Genomic DNA, 12890 nt, shown 5'->3' on the forward strand with positions numbered 1-12890 from the left:
GAAGATGCAGGTAGGCAGCAAGTAAGAAAGCCCCTGAGCATAGGTGAGCTATGTGATTGGGGCGCACGAACACAGCCAACACCGCTGCAACTTCAAGTATGACGGGTATAAGTCACTTGCAATAAAGAGCCCGCTAACCAAGCGGGCTTTTTTGAAACATCAGCTTACTGACAGTTATTTGCTTAACGAGAAGTTAAAGAATTCGCTGGTGCCATCATCATTGTCACTGGCGAGTAAACCTTCGATTTTGTTTTGGCTTTGGCTCGTAAAGGCAACCGACTCAATCTTGGTAATAAGGCGCTTATTGCCTTCCATTAACGGCACTAAGTTGTCGCTCAAATCTAACGTTCGATTTTGGCTAAGATCGTCAAGAGCGACTAAACCGACATAACTCCCCAATATTTCACCATCATTATACGCATCACCTGTAGCTTCAATTGAAGCGGTAAGAACTAGGCTGTCAGTTTCGCTCCAATAAGCCGCACCAGAAAGCCCCGCCTCAAAATTTTGAACAATCGGCAGTTTCACATGGTACGCTTTTACATCTTCAATCAGCTCGCTTTCGCCGGCTAGATAATCTTGGAAGTCTTCAAGATCCAGCTCAAAAATTACGTTAGAACCACCATTGCCTCGGTTAATAATGAAGGCAGAATTTTTCGATGTTGCCAAACCTTCAACGTTAATTTCTTGGTCTGCTGTGTACCCTGCGGCTTGACGTAGAGTTTTGTACAGCGGCTTTAATGAGCGTTCAATTTTTAGCTCACCATCATGGCTAATGATGAATGCCCATTCACGAACGTCTAGCTTACTGCCAGAACCGAGCATGACAAATGACGGTTTTTCACTGACGGAGATAATGTCTAGTGCTTCAAAATCAGGTTTCACTTTCTTGAGTATGCGCCCATTGTCACCGACTGGATAATCTTTGATGAGTTCCTTCTCAACAATGGTAAATTCAGGGCTGAGTTGGTATAGCCAAGGTGAATCGTCACCGACTGCATAGATTTTTTCTTGGCTTACTACAACGCCAGAAGCAGATGGAAGGTTATTATTGGTCGTTTTGTTGGAGAGCTCTAGAGATAATCCTTGTGCGGCGAGACCACTTGAAAATAATGCACTAAAACATAAAGTTAAAAATGTTTTTTTCATTTACCAATTTCCTTATGCGTAATAAATTGCATATACGCTACCATAGGCATAAAGGGCTAAAGTAAAGAATGAGGGGAAGTTTGAATTTGATTCCAGTGGGAGAAGAAACAAGAACGACTTTGTATTAAATCTGGATAGCAATCGACACTATCTGCGCAGTACTTCGTTCCTTTTGATTGGTCAATAAAAATAAAGCTTAGCTAGAGCCAAGCTTTTTGGTTAATGATTAAAGGGCTACCAGTCGACACCTTTGAGTGCTTTGACTCCAGATTCAAAAGCATGTTTAACATTTTTGACTTCAGAAACGGTATCTGCGATTTCAATCAATGTCCGATGTGCTGCTCGACCTGTGATGACAACAGACTGCATTTTAGGGCGATTATTGAGTGCTTCGACTACTTCATCAAGATCGATATAGCCGTAGCTCACCATGTAGGTTAGCTCGTCAAAAAGAATAACGTCAATCGACTCATCTTTCAGCATCCGCTTGCATTCCTGCCACACCAACTGCGCTGCGTCGGTATCAGCAGTCTTGTTTTGTGTTTCCCAAGTAAAGCCAGTGGCCATCACTTGAAATTCGACGCCGAGCTTTTCAAGTAGGTTGCGTTCGCCGTTGTCCCATGTTCCTTTGATAAACTGGGCGACGGAGCATGTTAGACCATGTCCAACAGCACGTGTAATCGTACCAAATCCGGAAGTAGATTTTCCTTTACCATTGCCGGTAATAACCAGAAGCAAACCTTTTACTTCCGTTGCTGCGGCGACTTTGGCGTCAACTTGTTGCTTGACCTTTTCTTGTCGCGCTTTGTGGCGTTGTTGTTTATCACCATCAACTGACATGGGAATTCCTTTTTTCGTATGTGGTTTGTCGCTATGATAGAACAATGTAGAGATAAGAAAAACCATTGATAAATCAGAGGCTCAAATGGAAAAAATACTGGTCGTCTGTATGGGCAATATCTGCCGCTCTCCAACAGGAGAGGCGGTGCTGCGTGCTAAAGCAAAGCAGTTAGGTATTGAGGTGGAGATTGATTCTGCGGGTACCATAGGTTACCACCAAGGTAATCTACCAGATGAACGAGCGCGTCAGGCAGCAGAACGTCGTGGTTATTCCTTTAAAGGTATCCGCTCAAGAAAGGTAGAAAGCCGAGACTTTATCCATTTTGATCTTATTTTAGCAGCGGATAAAGACAATTTGCATGACCTGAAGTCCATATGCCCGGCAGAACATCAACATAAAATAAAACTTTACCTAAGCTTTAGCGAATCCGATTGTGATGAAATCCCAGATCCATATTACGGTGGTGAGCAAGGGTTTGAACGAGTACTCGATCTGATAGAAGAAGCCGCTGAGCGCGTACTACATCAGTTTTAAACTGTGCTATTAAGCTGCCATTACACGCCCGCTGAAATAGTCATTTGAAATAATATATTCCGTATTTCTAATGACTTCGTCTTGTACCTCTACCCAATTTTGTCCATTGGCTTCACCGCATGGAATGACGCCACCGACACGGATATTGAACGGATTTAATTCTTTTGCCCAACTTTGAGTAAATCCAGAGACAAAAGACGAGGCATTATCAAAGCCTGCCATGTCTTCGTAATTGGTGTAGCCAATGACATTGACGATGACGCCGTGCTTGTTTTCTTGTCTCATCCGTTCTGCTGTTACTTGTCCAAATCCAAACATTGTACTTGCCATTGAGGTGAGATTAAGTGTGAACGTGTCATAGGCACTTTGATCAAATATGTTGGGAATAGCCTTAGTTGTAAGGGTATTGATCAAAATATCAGGCGAACGATTAAGAGATTGCTCAATCGATACGAACAGCTGTCGGATAGAGGCAAGCGAATCGTCGTGAAGCGTAAATTGATAAACATTATTGTTAATTGCACTGCAACGATGATAAGTCTCATCCAATAAGCGCTTATCGCTATCGCAAAGAATGACAAGTGCTCCCAAAGATGAGAACCGAGCTGCAAGCGTACTTCCAACCCTAGAACCAGCAGATGTAACGAGCACTACTGCATTGTCTACTTTCATACTTTTACTCTCCGTCCAAAAATTGATCAAAAATCGTCCACAAAGAATGGTTGATTAATTGTTATTTAGATGTGAATAACGTCAAATAAGCTGTGCATAGATCGTATGGGTTGTCAGTTTTTTGCGTTCATTCACACTCTGGGGGAGTAACTATTTGCTTTCTATAAATTGTGCTAACAGATTGAAATATTAGGCTTGAATTTGGATTTGAAAAGTTCTTTGAGCTTCAACTAGTTGATTATAAAGATCAAATGGCATTAATTTCTTCGGCTCTTTACTACCAAGCTGGCGCTGTTGGTGAGGAGACAAGTTGTGATAAAGCTCTTCAGGCAGGCTATGGGTTTGCTCTGGTAGATAAACCAAAGCTTCTGGAATGAGGTAATGCGCTAATTTCGCACTTGCTAGACCGCCGTGATGAAATTGATGCGCTTGTTGAGCTGATATTTGGTATGAGCTTTGATCTGACTGTAGCAGTTGTGGTGATTGCAAATCAAAGCGCTGACGAAGTGCTTGATCGGAAATTTCAATCTTATCGATCTGCTCAACGGGAGTGTTGTCTCTCACGTCATTAGAGAACATTGAAAGCAGCAAGGAAAAGTCAGCACGACGCCCTTCGTGAACGGCATGGTTGATTTCCGTACCGAACTGAATTTCGTTAATAACACTGACGTTGTTGATCGTTTTGACTTGCATTGCGTTCCTCTCTTGCCATCTAAAATAGCGGCTAAGTGGAGAGAAACTTTAAGTAAATTTTCTATAGCGATAAAAAAAGTCGGCGAAGTGCAGACTTTTTAATCAATTCAATAATCGTTTGATTACTTAGCTAGGTTTTTCGCAACGAAATCCCAGTTAACTAGAGCCCAAAAACCATTCATGTAGTCAGGGCGAACGTTACGGTAATCGATGTAGTACGCGTGTTCCCACAAGTCTACAGTTAGAAGAGGAGTGACACCTTCTTCTGTTAGTGGCGTTGCTGCATTAGACGTATTAACGATCTCTAGAGAGCCATCAGCTTTTTTTACTAACCAAGTCCAAGATGAACCGAAGTTATTGATTGCTGAGTCAGTAAATTTCGCTTTGAATTCTTCAAATGAACCGAATGCTGCGTTGATTGCGTTAGCCACTGCACCTGTTGGTTCACCACCTGCGTTTGGCGCAAGACAATGCCAGTAGAAAGTGTGGTTCCAAATTTGAGCTGCGTTGTTGAATACGCCGCCAGTCGAAGTTTTAACGATCTCTTCTAGAGTCTTACCTTCAAACTCAGTACCTGGGATCAGGCCATTTAGTTTTACAACATAAGTGTTGTGGTGTTTTCCGTGGTGGAAATCTAGAGTCTCAGCTGAGATGTGTGGTTCTAATGCGTTTTTCGCATAAGGCAGAGCCGGTAGTTCAAATGCCATTGCTCGTTTCTCCATATATATAGAAAGAGTACTCTCTTTCAATTTCTTCCAAATGTTATTATTTTTTTCGACTCGCTAGCTTGCGACTCGTTGTCAATTTGACTGACTTGCCGCCTAGTTTAGCAAGTTTTTGCGTGATTAAAAGTACGCTTTAGTAAATAGTGCGGGAAAAAAATGTTTTATAAATGTTTATTTAGGCACATGAAAAACGCGGTTTTTCAATCTGATACCAACAAAAATGAAGGTGCAGACCCGGTTTATAGTTCGTGTTAATATGGTGTAACAGGTCGCCTTTAAATAACCGTAATTTTTCTGTGCTTTTTATTCTTGAGCAATGGTTTAAAATGGGCTGATATCTTGCAGTAACCCCATCAGAGGAAGCAATGGAAACTATTGATAAAATCAAACAGCAAATCGCAGAAAACACAGTTCTTCTTTATATGAAGGGTTCACCAAAACTACCTAGCTGTGGTTTCTCATCTCAGGCTGCTCAAGCACTAATGGCTTGTGGTGAAAAGTTCGCCTATGTAGACATTCTTCAAAACCCTGATATTCGTGCTGAGCTACCATCTTACGCACAGTGGCCTACTTTCCCACAATTGTGGATTGAAGGTGAGCTAGTTGGTGGTTGTGACATCATTATGGAAATGTTCCAAAAAGGTGAGCTTCAGCCACTAGTTAAAGAAGCGACAGCTCGAACTCAAGGCGATGCGGAATAACCTATAACACTGTTTAAATTTACAGTTTATCTTGAATTTTTAAGGCCACATTGCATAATGTGGCCTTATTTGTTTGTGTTGATGACAAACTTTGAATCCTGCATCTTGAGATCACTTGGGTATATATGTCACGTTTATTTATCGCGGAGAAACCCAGCTTAGGTCGAGCCATTGCTGCGGCGCTCCCTGGACCGAAAAAGAACGATCAAGGTTTTGTTCGTTGTGGTAATGGTGATGTCGTTACTTGGTGTATCGGGCACTTGCTAGAGCAAGTCGAGCCAGATGTTTATGACGAACGTTATAAAAAATGGAATCTTAACGATCTGCCGATTGTGCCTGAACAATGGCAGTTGAGACCGAGAAAGTCTGCCAGTAAACAGCTTACCGTTGTAAGAAAGTTGTTGAAGGATGCGACACAAATTATCCACGCAGGAGATCCTGATAGAGAAGGGCAATTGCTGGTGGATGAGGTGTTGGATTACTGCAAAGTTAGCCAAACAAAGAAAAAAAATGCTCAACGTCTATTGATCAACGATTTGAACTTACCTGCGGTAAAACGCGCATTGAGCTCAATGCGCAGTAACCGTGACTTCATCCCGCTCTCCGTCTCGGCGTTAGCACGTTCACGTGCTGATTGGCTGTATGGGATGAATATGTCACGAGCCTACACTTTGCTTGGGCAAAAGGCGGGATACCAAGGTGTGCTTTCTGTTGGTCGTGTGCAAACGCCGGTATTGGGCCTGGTTGTTCGTCGTGATGAAGAAATTGAGAATTTTGTTTCAAGAGACTTCTTCAGTTTGCACGCTCTTATACCCTATCAACATAATGGTACTGCTTTTGATATCCGAGCCAAGTGGCAACCAAGTGAAGCATGCCAGCTATGGCAAGATGAGGATGGTCGCGTCCTTAACCGTAAATTGGTTGAAAATGTCGCAGGGCGAATTGTAAACCAGCCTGCTCAGGTTATTGAATCAGAACAAAAGCAAACCAAACAATCAGCCCCACTTCCGTATTCCCTTTCAGCATTGCAGATTGATGCGGCAAAACGATATGCGATGAGCGCCCAGCAGGTACTTGATACTTGTCAGTCACTGTATGAAAAACACAAGTTGATCACCTACCCAAGATCGGACAGCCGATATTTGCCGAATGAACATTTTTCTCAAGCGCGCAGTGTTACAGAGGCAATAGCAAACAACGCTCAAGAGATGGCAAGCGCAGTAAAAGGTGCGGATCTCAGTCGCAAATCAAAAGCGTGGAATGACAAAAAAGTTGATGCGCACCACGCCATTATCCCAACACCTAAAAAAGCATCGGTGAATGCTCTTTCTGCCAATGAGATGAAGATTTACCAATTGGTTGCTAGGCAGTATTTGATCCAATTTTATCCTGCCGCAGTGTATGCGGAAGCGAAGCTGGTATTTGATATTGTTGGTGGGCAGTTTATCGCCAAAGGGCGACAGTTGGTTTCAGCTGGTTGGAAAGCGCTACTAGGCAAATCAGACGATGAAAATACCGGTATTGATAACGTTCCGCCTTTAGCTAACGGAACTGTCTTAACCTGCCGAGAAGGTGAAATTAAACAGCATCAAACTGAGCCGCCTAAACATTTTACCGAAGCAACGCTTCTACAAGCGATGACAGGGATAGCGCGCTTTGTCGAAGATAAAGAACTGAAAAAAATTCTACGAGAGACGGATGGTTTGGGCACTGAAGCAACACGTGCCGGTATTCTAGATACTCTTTTTAAGCGGCAGTTATTAACGCGACAAGGTAAAAGTATTTTGAGTTCACCTGCGGGTAGAGGGCTAATTAAAGCCTTACCCAATGAATCGACATACCCAGATATGACAGCAAATTGGGAGCATCAACTGCAAGGAATGGCGGAGCGAAATCAAGCCTACCAACCATTTATGAGTGCGCTACAAGAGCGAATTGAAAACTTGATGATACAAGTAAAGCATGGGCAAGTACCCGAATCACTGCGTCACTTACCTAAAGTAGAACGGTCACCGTTTAAGCGCAAGAAGCGAACTTTTAAAAAAACGAGCACAAAAAAGTGAGTAAAATTCGGCGGCATTGGAACAATGCCGTTTCCCTGTATCTCTGAGGTGGCCAGTGAGTTCATGATATTCGCTAAAATTACCCAGATGTTTGTCAGCTATCTTTGGATATGACCTTACCTCAAGGCGATAAAATCAACGATTGTGAAAGCTGATAGGATCATCAAACCAAAAATAATGATGGCGGCAAGAGTGCCAGTGGCGATGCCCAGGAAAAAGAAAATAGTAGAAGTGTGCATAAGCCTTAATTGCAAATGGTAATTATTATCAATTAAATCTGTTTTGCAGCAAAATTTCAAGCTGTTAACATAAAGACACACGATTTAATCCGATATAACCATGATTCCTATTGTCTATCATCCTATCTATTCAGAGCTTTCTTTACCTGATCGTCATCGTTATCCGATCGGGAAATATAGATTGCTCTATCAAGCGTTGCTCGAACAGCAAAGCCATGATCAAACTTGGCTGCAGATGTTTCGTCTTTTTACGCCAAGCCCTATATCGGTCGATGAGATAACCAAGGTGCATTGTCCGCATTACATTCAAGCGCTATTTTCTGGCACTCTACCGACTGTGAAAATGCGCCGTATAGGCTTTCCCTGGAGTAAACAACTGATTGAACGAACTCAGGTATCGGCAGGTGGCACCTGTTTAACGGTGGAACTTGCCATTGAGCATGGTGTGGCGATTCATTTGAGTGGTGGTTATCATCATGCTCACTATGACTTTGGCACAGGGTTTTGTTTAATCAACGATTTGGTTCTAGCGGCAAGAAAGGCACTAGAGTTTGAGCGGATAGATAAAGTGTTGATCATTGACAGTGATGTCCATCATGGAGATGGTACAGCGACACTGTGCTCAGAAGAGGCGGATATCATGACGCTTTCTTTCCATTGTGATAAAAACTTTCCCGCCAAAAAACCAGCCTCTGATATTGATATTGCGTTACCGAAAGAGACGGGGGATGCGCTATTTCTCGACCACTTTTACTCTGTTGTGGAGACGGTGGTTAATCTCCATCAACCGGATTTAATTTTGTATGACGCTGGCGTGGATATCCATTGTGACGATGAATTGGGATATTTTAATGTCTCAACTAATGGGCTCTACTTACGCGACCTTTTTATGATGAATATCGCTCAAGAGCGAGGTCTCCCATTGGCATGCGTTGTTGGGGGCGGCTATCGCAGCGAACATCAAGATCTTGTTTCGATGCACGTACAGCTCCTGCATGCGGCAATTGATAGCCGAAAATCGAGTCTACAAAGTAATCAGAGCCTGAGCTAATCAACAATTATAATACGGCTCTTGCCCGCTTTTTTTGCTTGGTACATGGCAATATCGGCATTGTGCATTAACTCTTCTTGGTTGCAGCTATTACCACTACAGAAATACCCGCCGATACTCGCATTGATCTGTATACAAACATCTTTTGCCACGATGGTTGGTCGTTGTACCAACTCTAAAAGTGCAGCGGCGTAACCTTGGGTTTGTTTTAAATGCTCGCTCTCCGATATTATCACTGCAAACTCATCCCCGCCGAGCCTTCCCATCGTCGCCTGCTCACCAAAAATAGCCTTCATCGACTCTGAGATGTGTATTAATGCTTTATCCCCGGCAGTATGACCATATTCATCATTGATCGCCTTAAAGTCATCCAAGTCGATGTATATTAAGCACAACGACGTATTGGTACTTTTTGCTGTTTGAATAAGGTGCTCTAATTTGGTCTGAAAGGCGCCTCGGTTTAATAGTTGGGTCAAAAAATCGTAATGAGCCAAATAGTGAATACGTTGGTTATCTTGATGCTGCCTGAGTTGATACCGAGCCATAAAATAAGCCAAAGCTAGGCTTAAAAGGGTACTTAGTCTCATTAGTGTATCGTGCATAGAGAAGGGATGTTTTACATCTAAGCGTTTATCAAATTCTGCGTATGAGACTAACTTCCAAGCAGTGGTGCTGGTGTTGGAAAGGTGATAGTCCTGAAAGCAGTAAGGATTTTCTTCGTTAACGGTGCCAACAGATTCAATAGTGAGAATGCCATCAACGGACTCGAATTGCCCTGACACCGTTTCTTTTAGCTGTTTGGTGAGTGATGGGAACTCAGAGTAGATGGTCTGCGCTTGTTTGTCTTTGAACATAAAAGCAAACTCTAATTCAGGCTTTAAATCGTTATACAGGAAATAGCCATCTCGATTGACCAGCATGTAATTAGTACCACTGTTTAAATTGAATAGCTTTAAACCATCCATTAAGTAATTAGCGAGATAGTTGATGATAACGACACCGCGCTTATTGCCATAGTCATCATAAACAGGCGCAGCCATACGGATGGTTGGTTTGTGAGGAAATTCAATTATTCCATGCTCAATGTTTAAGTCGAGTGGGGAAACGTAAACTTGATTGCAGTCTAATTGTGCGGCTTTTTCAAAATAGTAACGATTTGCTTTGTTTTGCAGCTGTGCTTTAGGAACCACATTCGCTTTACCACCATAAAAATTGACGCGTACAATTTCATGACCATTAAGATCAAGGTAGCGGATTTGATCGTAAATTTCTTTTCGTTGACTCATTGAAATCAGCGTGTTGCTGACGCGATTTAAAATAATGCTCTTAGCTTGAAGGTTCGATGTGTTTTCACTTTGGTAGATTTCTTGCTGATTGAGTAAATCCGCCAGTAGGGCGGTCTCTTTGACGACAGATCCGATCACCGATTCAATATAGTTTTTCTTTCCGTCCAATAGCGCTTTCTGCTCAACTTTAATATTACTTTTACTGGTCTCTAGTTCTTGAGATGCGTTGTAATAAAAAAGGGTAAAAAAAACGACGATAAACACTAAGAATATGATTAAAAAGCGCGTAAAGAAGAACTTGAAATCTGAAGTGGTCATAACCAAGCCGTGAATGAGAACAGAGTGCAAACGGCTGGTATTATAGTGATATTGATCGAGAGAGGTAAGTCGGTGGTTAACTATTTGTATAACTGAACATTGTTTCGTAAAGTTTACGCAGCAAAGGATAGTGCGCAGTCAGAAACGGAAAAAGCCCGCTAATTTCTTAGCGGGCTTTTAGAATGTGGCGGAGAGATAGGGATTTGAACGCCACCCCCTACTCATAAACCTGCATTAAGCTGATTTATATCAATGACTTAAATCTACAGCATTGAGAGTTCTTTGTCCAATTGAAAATGCTGATTGGAAACTTTGCTCTTACATAAATACTCTTTGCGACTCATTGATGTTTAACCATCAAATGGATCTAATTATTTCTAGCTCATCAATACTTTTATAGCCAAGTGCAACCTTAATTCGGTTAGATGCTTTTTTGACCGCTGAGTTGGTGCTTTGAATCGCATATTTCCATTCTCCATGCTTGTTTTTTTCGTCTTTCCGAATAATGACTGCACCATCAAGCAAAGGAGATGACTTAGACCAATCTAAATCTTTCGCCATCTTAATTATGAATTCGTCTTTTTCTTCATTTGTTAGGTAGTGGTTACTACTAATTTCATTAATTAAAGAACAACATAAATTAATACCAGCGGGGTTGGCAATGAACGTAGTTCTGCGATAGTTAGGTATTCTTTCACGTTCAGGACCGAACGGGATTCGAGCGATATCGGATAAAATTTTATTATTATCAATCAGTAGATTGAGATAATGAAATGCTTTCAAATAAAATTCTTTATACTTATCTTCTGCACCTAACGAATGATTAGTTAAATTATCAAATGTATCATCCGCCATGGATGGTTTTCCCGTATATAATGCTTTCAAAGCTGTACGAACATTGTTAGCAAGTGCAAATGCAGTTGAGGTTCCACCCAAAGACTTACTCGCAGTGTCCACTCGGCCATCAGTATATAGGGCACAGTTGTCGATAATATCCATGGTAAGCCTGTTTACTGGGACGCGTTTGTCATAGACAGCAATCATGGACTTAGGAAGCGCTTTTGTCTTAGAGCAATCAGCAAAATCTTGGTGAATTTGATCCTTGTTAGATTCAAACGAAAACATGATAGAAATACCGTCGCTTTCTAATTTTTCAGCATCTTCAGTGAACCCATTAACTTTTAAATAAGCAATAGCATCTTTTATTCCTCGCAACCTATGCTGACCATCAGTAACAGTTAAATTTGCACTTAACAAATCAATCAACATGTAACCAATACGGACTCCTTCATTTTCTACAGTAAATATAGTGTGCTCTGTCACCGCATTTACTGTAATTGATGGCAAAATGTATTTTCCATTAATATTCGCCACTAAGTAATCCGCTACAGCTCTTACATGCTCCTTGTTTACTGGTCTGTTATATGCATTTCTTACCTGTTCCAGGCTAGCCTGACCTTTATTTTTAACTACGACAGGATCAGTTGTGGTTATTTGTAGCATACGACCAAGGTGCAGTGTTCCTGATGCACATATACGGTTTCCCTGAGAGAATATAATTACCTGCATTACGTTTTTATGTGACGCTGATGCTTCATCATATGCTGCATTTTTAGCTTCATTTAGGGTTGTTGATTCAACGAGTTGTAATTTGCTACTCATAATTTTTACTGTTGTTGCAAAGTTTGCCGTACGATACAGCCAAAAAAAACCAAGTCAACAAAAAGTGCCAATCACAACTTTATGCGATTTAAAATCAACCAATCAGGATTAATATTAACCACAAAATGAATTTTCACACGGAATTGTTGCGCTAAAAAGTGCAAATTTGCACTTTTTGTCACTTGCCTAATGAGCCTGATTGGATGAGACCTGCTAATAGTAATACCCAAAGAATGAGGTCTCAGTTACATATTAGGTGTATTAGGTACGGTGCAGTAAAAGGTTGGCTTGTGTGATGTTTTCATTTTTTCTAAGAGTTTGATCTTCTCAGAAAGAACCGCAACCAACGTTTGTGATTCTGCAGACTGCTTCATAATGACTTCTAGTTGTCGCTTGCGCTTTTGCTTCCGTCTCAATAATGCACTCGTATCTGGTTGATAAAACCGTTAACTACTGTGTACTACTATCTAAGTCGATTTGTAATTGCGTTTCGACTCTTTCCTGATCCGGCATTTGGGTGCTGTAGTTATCTAACTGCGTCTCTAACACAGCATTTTTTTAGTGAGAGTTAGAACCTGTTCATTTTGTCAAACAATCTCCAATTCACTGAGTAGAGATGCATTCTCATTCCTCATTCCTCATTCCTCATTCCTCATTGATTTTAACGTTGCAAGATGTTCTGTACACTGCTGTACTGGTCGAGCCCTCTACAAACTCCCGTTCGCTTTCTTCTACTTCATAAGCTGGAACAAAATTCTTTTTTGTCCGTTATAGATGGCATTATTTAACCCACGACAAGTTTAAGTGCCAGTTTACAAAGCACGACCATATCTACAATCGCATAGAAATTTACTCTACAAAAAATCATCTGATACCTGGTAAATCTTGCTAGTGGCTCTCAAGATTACCTCAACGCCTATTATAACAGGCGATAAGCATGTTAATGCCTGTTATAA

At 41.5% G+C, this 12890-nt stretch carries 11 protein-coding genes; 4 read left to right on the forward strand and 7 right to left on the reverse strand.

All coding sequences use genetic code 11. From position 1 onward, the window contains the following. Positions 1 to 174: 174 nt before the first annotated feature. Together L4C38_RS01550 and cobO are read right to left on the reverse strand one after the other, a co-directional pair. Entirely contained in the window at positions 175 to 1149 is a 975-nt protein-coding gene (locus L4C38_RS01550) for a DUF6929 family protein (RefSeq protein WP_428795759.1), read from the reverse strand. Positions 1150 to 1383: 234 nt separating this feature from the next. Further along, entirely contained in the window at positions 1384 to 2055 is a 672-nt protein-coding gene (gene cobO / locus L4C38_RS01555; RefSeq protein ID WP_428795760.1) for a cob(I)yrinic acid a,c-diamide adenosyltransferase, read from the reverse strand. Positions 2056 to 2074: 19 nt separating this feature from the next. On the opposite strand from cobO, the gene L4C38_RS01560 reads away from it, so the two are divergent. After that, positions 2075 to 2524, forward strand: coding sequence for a low molecular weight protein-tyrosine-phosphatase (locus tag L4C38_RS01560; RefSeq protein WP_428795761.1), 450 nt, complete (start codon positions 2075 to 2077; stop codon positions 2522 to 2524). Between the two features lie 9 nt (positions 2525 to 2533). Here the strand turns inward: L4C38_RS01560 and L4C38_RS01565 are convergent, their stop codons facing one another. From L4C38_RS01565 to sodB, 3 genes are all read right to left on the reverse strand, one after another. Then, a complete protein-coding gene (locus tag L4C38_RS01565; RefSeq protein ID WP_428795762.1) occupies positions 2534 to 3196 on the reverse strand; it encodes an SDR family oxidoreductase in 663 nt (220 codons plus the stop codon). Positions 3197 to 3385: 189 nt separating this feature from the next. After that, positions 3386 to 3889, reverse strand: a complete 504-nt coding sequence (locus L4C38_RS01570) for a VC2046/SO_2500 family protein (RefSeq protein WP_428795763.1) — start codon at positions 3887 to 3889, stop codon at positions 3386 to 3388. Positions 3890 to 4011: 122 nt separating this feature from the next. Then, positions 4012 to 4596 (reverse strand): superoxide dismutase [Fe], encoded by a 585-nt coding sequence (sodB, locus tag L4C38_RS01575; protein ID WP_428795764.1) that lies wholly within the window; start codon positions 4594 to 4596, stop codon positions 4012 to 4014. A gap of 383 nt (positions 4597 to 4979) precedes the next feature. On the opposite strand from sodB, the gene L4C38_RS01580 reads away from it, so the two are divergent. The 3 genes from L4C38_RS01580 to L4C38_RS01590 all read left to right on the forward strand — a co-directional run bounded on the left by L4C38_RS01580 (position 4980) and on the right by L4C38_RS01590 (position 8668). Beyond that, the gene (locus tag L4C38_RS01580) at positions 4980 to 5315 is read left to right on the forward strand and encodes a Grx4 family monothiol glutaredoxin (protein ID WP_428795765.1); all 336 of its coding nucleotides are present in this window, start codon (positions 4980 to 4982) and stop codon (positions 5313 to 5315) included. Between the two features lie 125 nt (positions 5316 to 5440). After that, positions 5441 to 7378, forward strand: a complete 1938-nt coding sequence (locus L4C38_RS01585) for a DNA topoisomerase III (protein WP_428795766.1) — start codon at positions 5441 to 5443, stop codon at positions 7376 to 7378. A 339-nt stretch (positions 7379 to 7717) separates the two neighbouring features. Beyond that, complete coding sequence (locus L4C38_RS01590) at positions 7718 to 8668, forward strand: histone deacetylase family protein (protein ID WP_428795767.1); 951 nt, start codon at positions 7718 to 7720, stop codon at positions 8666 to 8668. Here L4C38_RS01590 and L4C38_RS01595 read toward each other — a convergent pair. Beyond that, entirely contained in the window at positions 8665 to 10272 is a 1608-nt protein-coding gene (locus tag L4C38_RS01595; RefSeq protein WP_428795768.1) for a cache domain-containing protein, read from the reverse strand. The two genes, L4C38_RS01590 and L4C38_RS01595, sit on opposite strands and share 4 nt — an antisense overlap. 357 nt (positions 10273 to 10629) lie before the next feature. Continuing rightward, positions 10630 to 11934 carry a DNA sulfur modification protein DndB gene (locus L4C38_RS01600; protein ID WP_428795769.1) on the reverse strand — a complete coding sequence of 435 codons (1305 nt, stop codon included), beginning with the start codon at positions 11932 to 11934 and terminating at the stop codon, positions 10630 to 10632. Between the last annotated feature and the right edge of the window lie 956 nt (positions 11935 to 12890).

Origin of the sequence: Vibrio kasasachensis, assembly GCF_050337565.1 — a bacterium.
GTDB lineage: Bacteria > Pseudomonadota > Gammaproteobacteria > Enterobacterales > Vibrionaceae > Vibrio > Vibrio kasasachensis.

Coding starts and splice junctions, on each gene's coding strand:
- L4C38_RS01565 (WP_428795762.1), bottom strand. CDS start 3,196: ATGAAAGTAGACAATGCAGTAGTGCTCGTTACATCTGCTGGTTCTAGG.
- L4C38_RS01595 (WP_428795768.1), bottom strand. CDS start 10,272: ATGACCACTTCAGATTTCAAGTTCTTCTTTACGCGCTTTTTAATCATA.
- L4C38_RS01600 (WP_428795769.1), bottom strand. CDS start 11,934: ATGAGTAGCAAATTACAACTCGTTGAATCAACAACCCTAAATGAAGCT.
- L4C38_RS01560 (WP_428795761.1), top strand. CDS start 2,075: ATGGAAAAAATACTGGTCGTCTGTATGGGCAATATCTGCCGCTCTCCA.
- sodB (WP_428795764.1), bottom strand. CDS start 4,596: ATGGCATTTGAACTACCGGCTCTGCCTTATGCGAAAAACGCATTAGAA.
- L4C38_RS01590 (WP_428795767.1), top strand. CDS start 7,718: ATGATTCCTATTGTCTATCATCCTATCTATTCAGAGCTTTCTTTACCT.
- L4C38_RS01550 (WP_428795759.1), bottom strand. CDS start 1,149: ATGAAAAAAACATTTTTAACTTTATGTTTTAGTGCATTATTTTCAAGT.
- L4C38_RS01580 (WP_428795765.1), top strand. CDS start 4,980: ATGGAAACTATTGATAAAATCAAACAGCAAATCGCAGAAAACACAGTT.
- L4C38_RS01585 (WP_428795766.1), top strand. CDS start 5,441: ATGTCACGTTTATTTATCGCGGAGAAACCCAGCTTAGGTCGAGCCATT.
- L4C38_RS01570 (WP_428795763.1), bottom strand. CDS start 3,889: ATGCAAGTCAAAACGATCAACAACGTCAGTGTTATTAACGAAATTCAG.
- cobO (WP_428795760.1), bottom strand. CDS start 2,055: ATGGTTTTTCTTATCTCTACATTGTTCTATCATAGCGACAAACCACAT.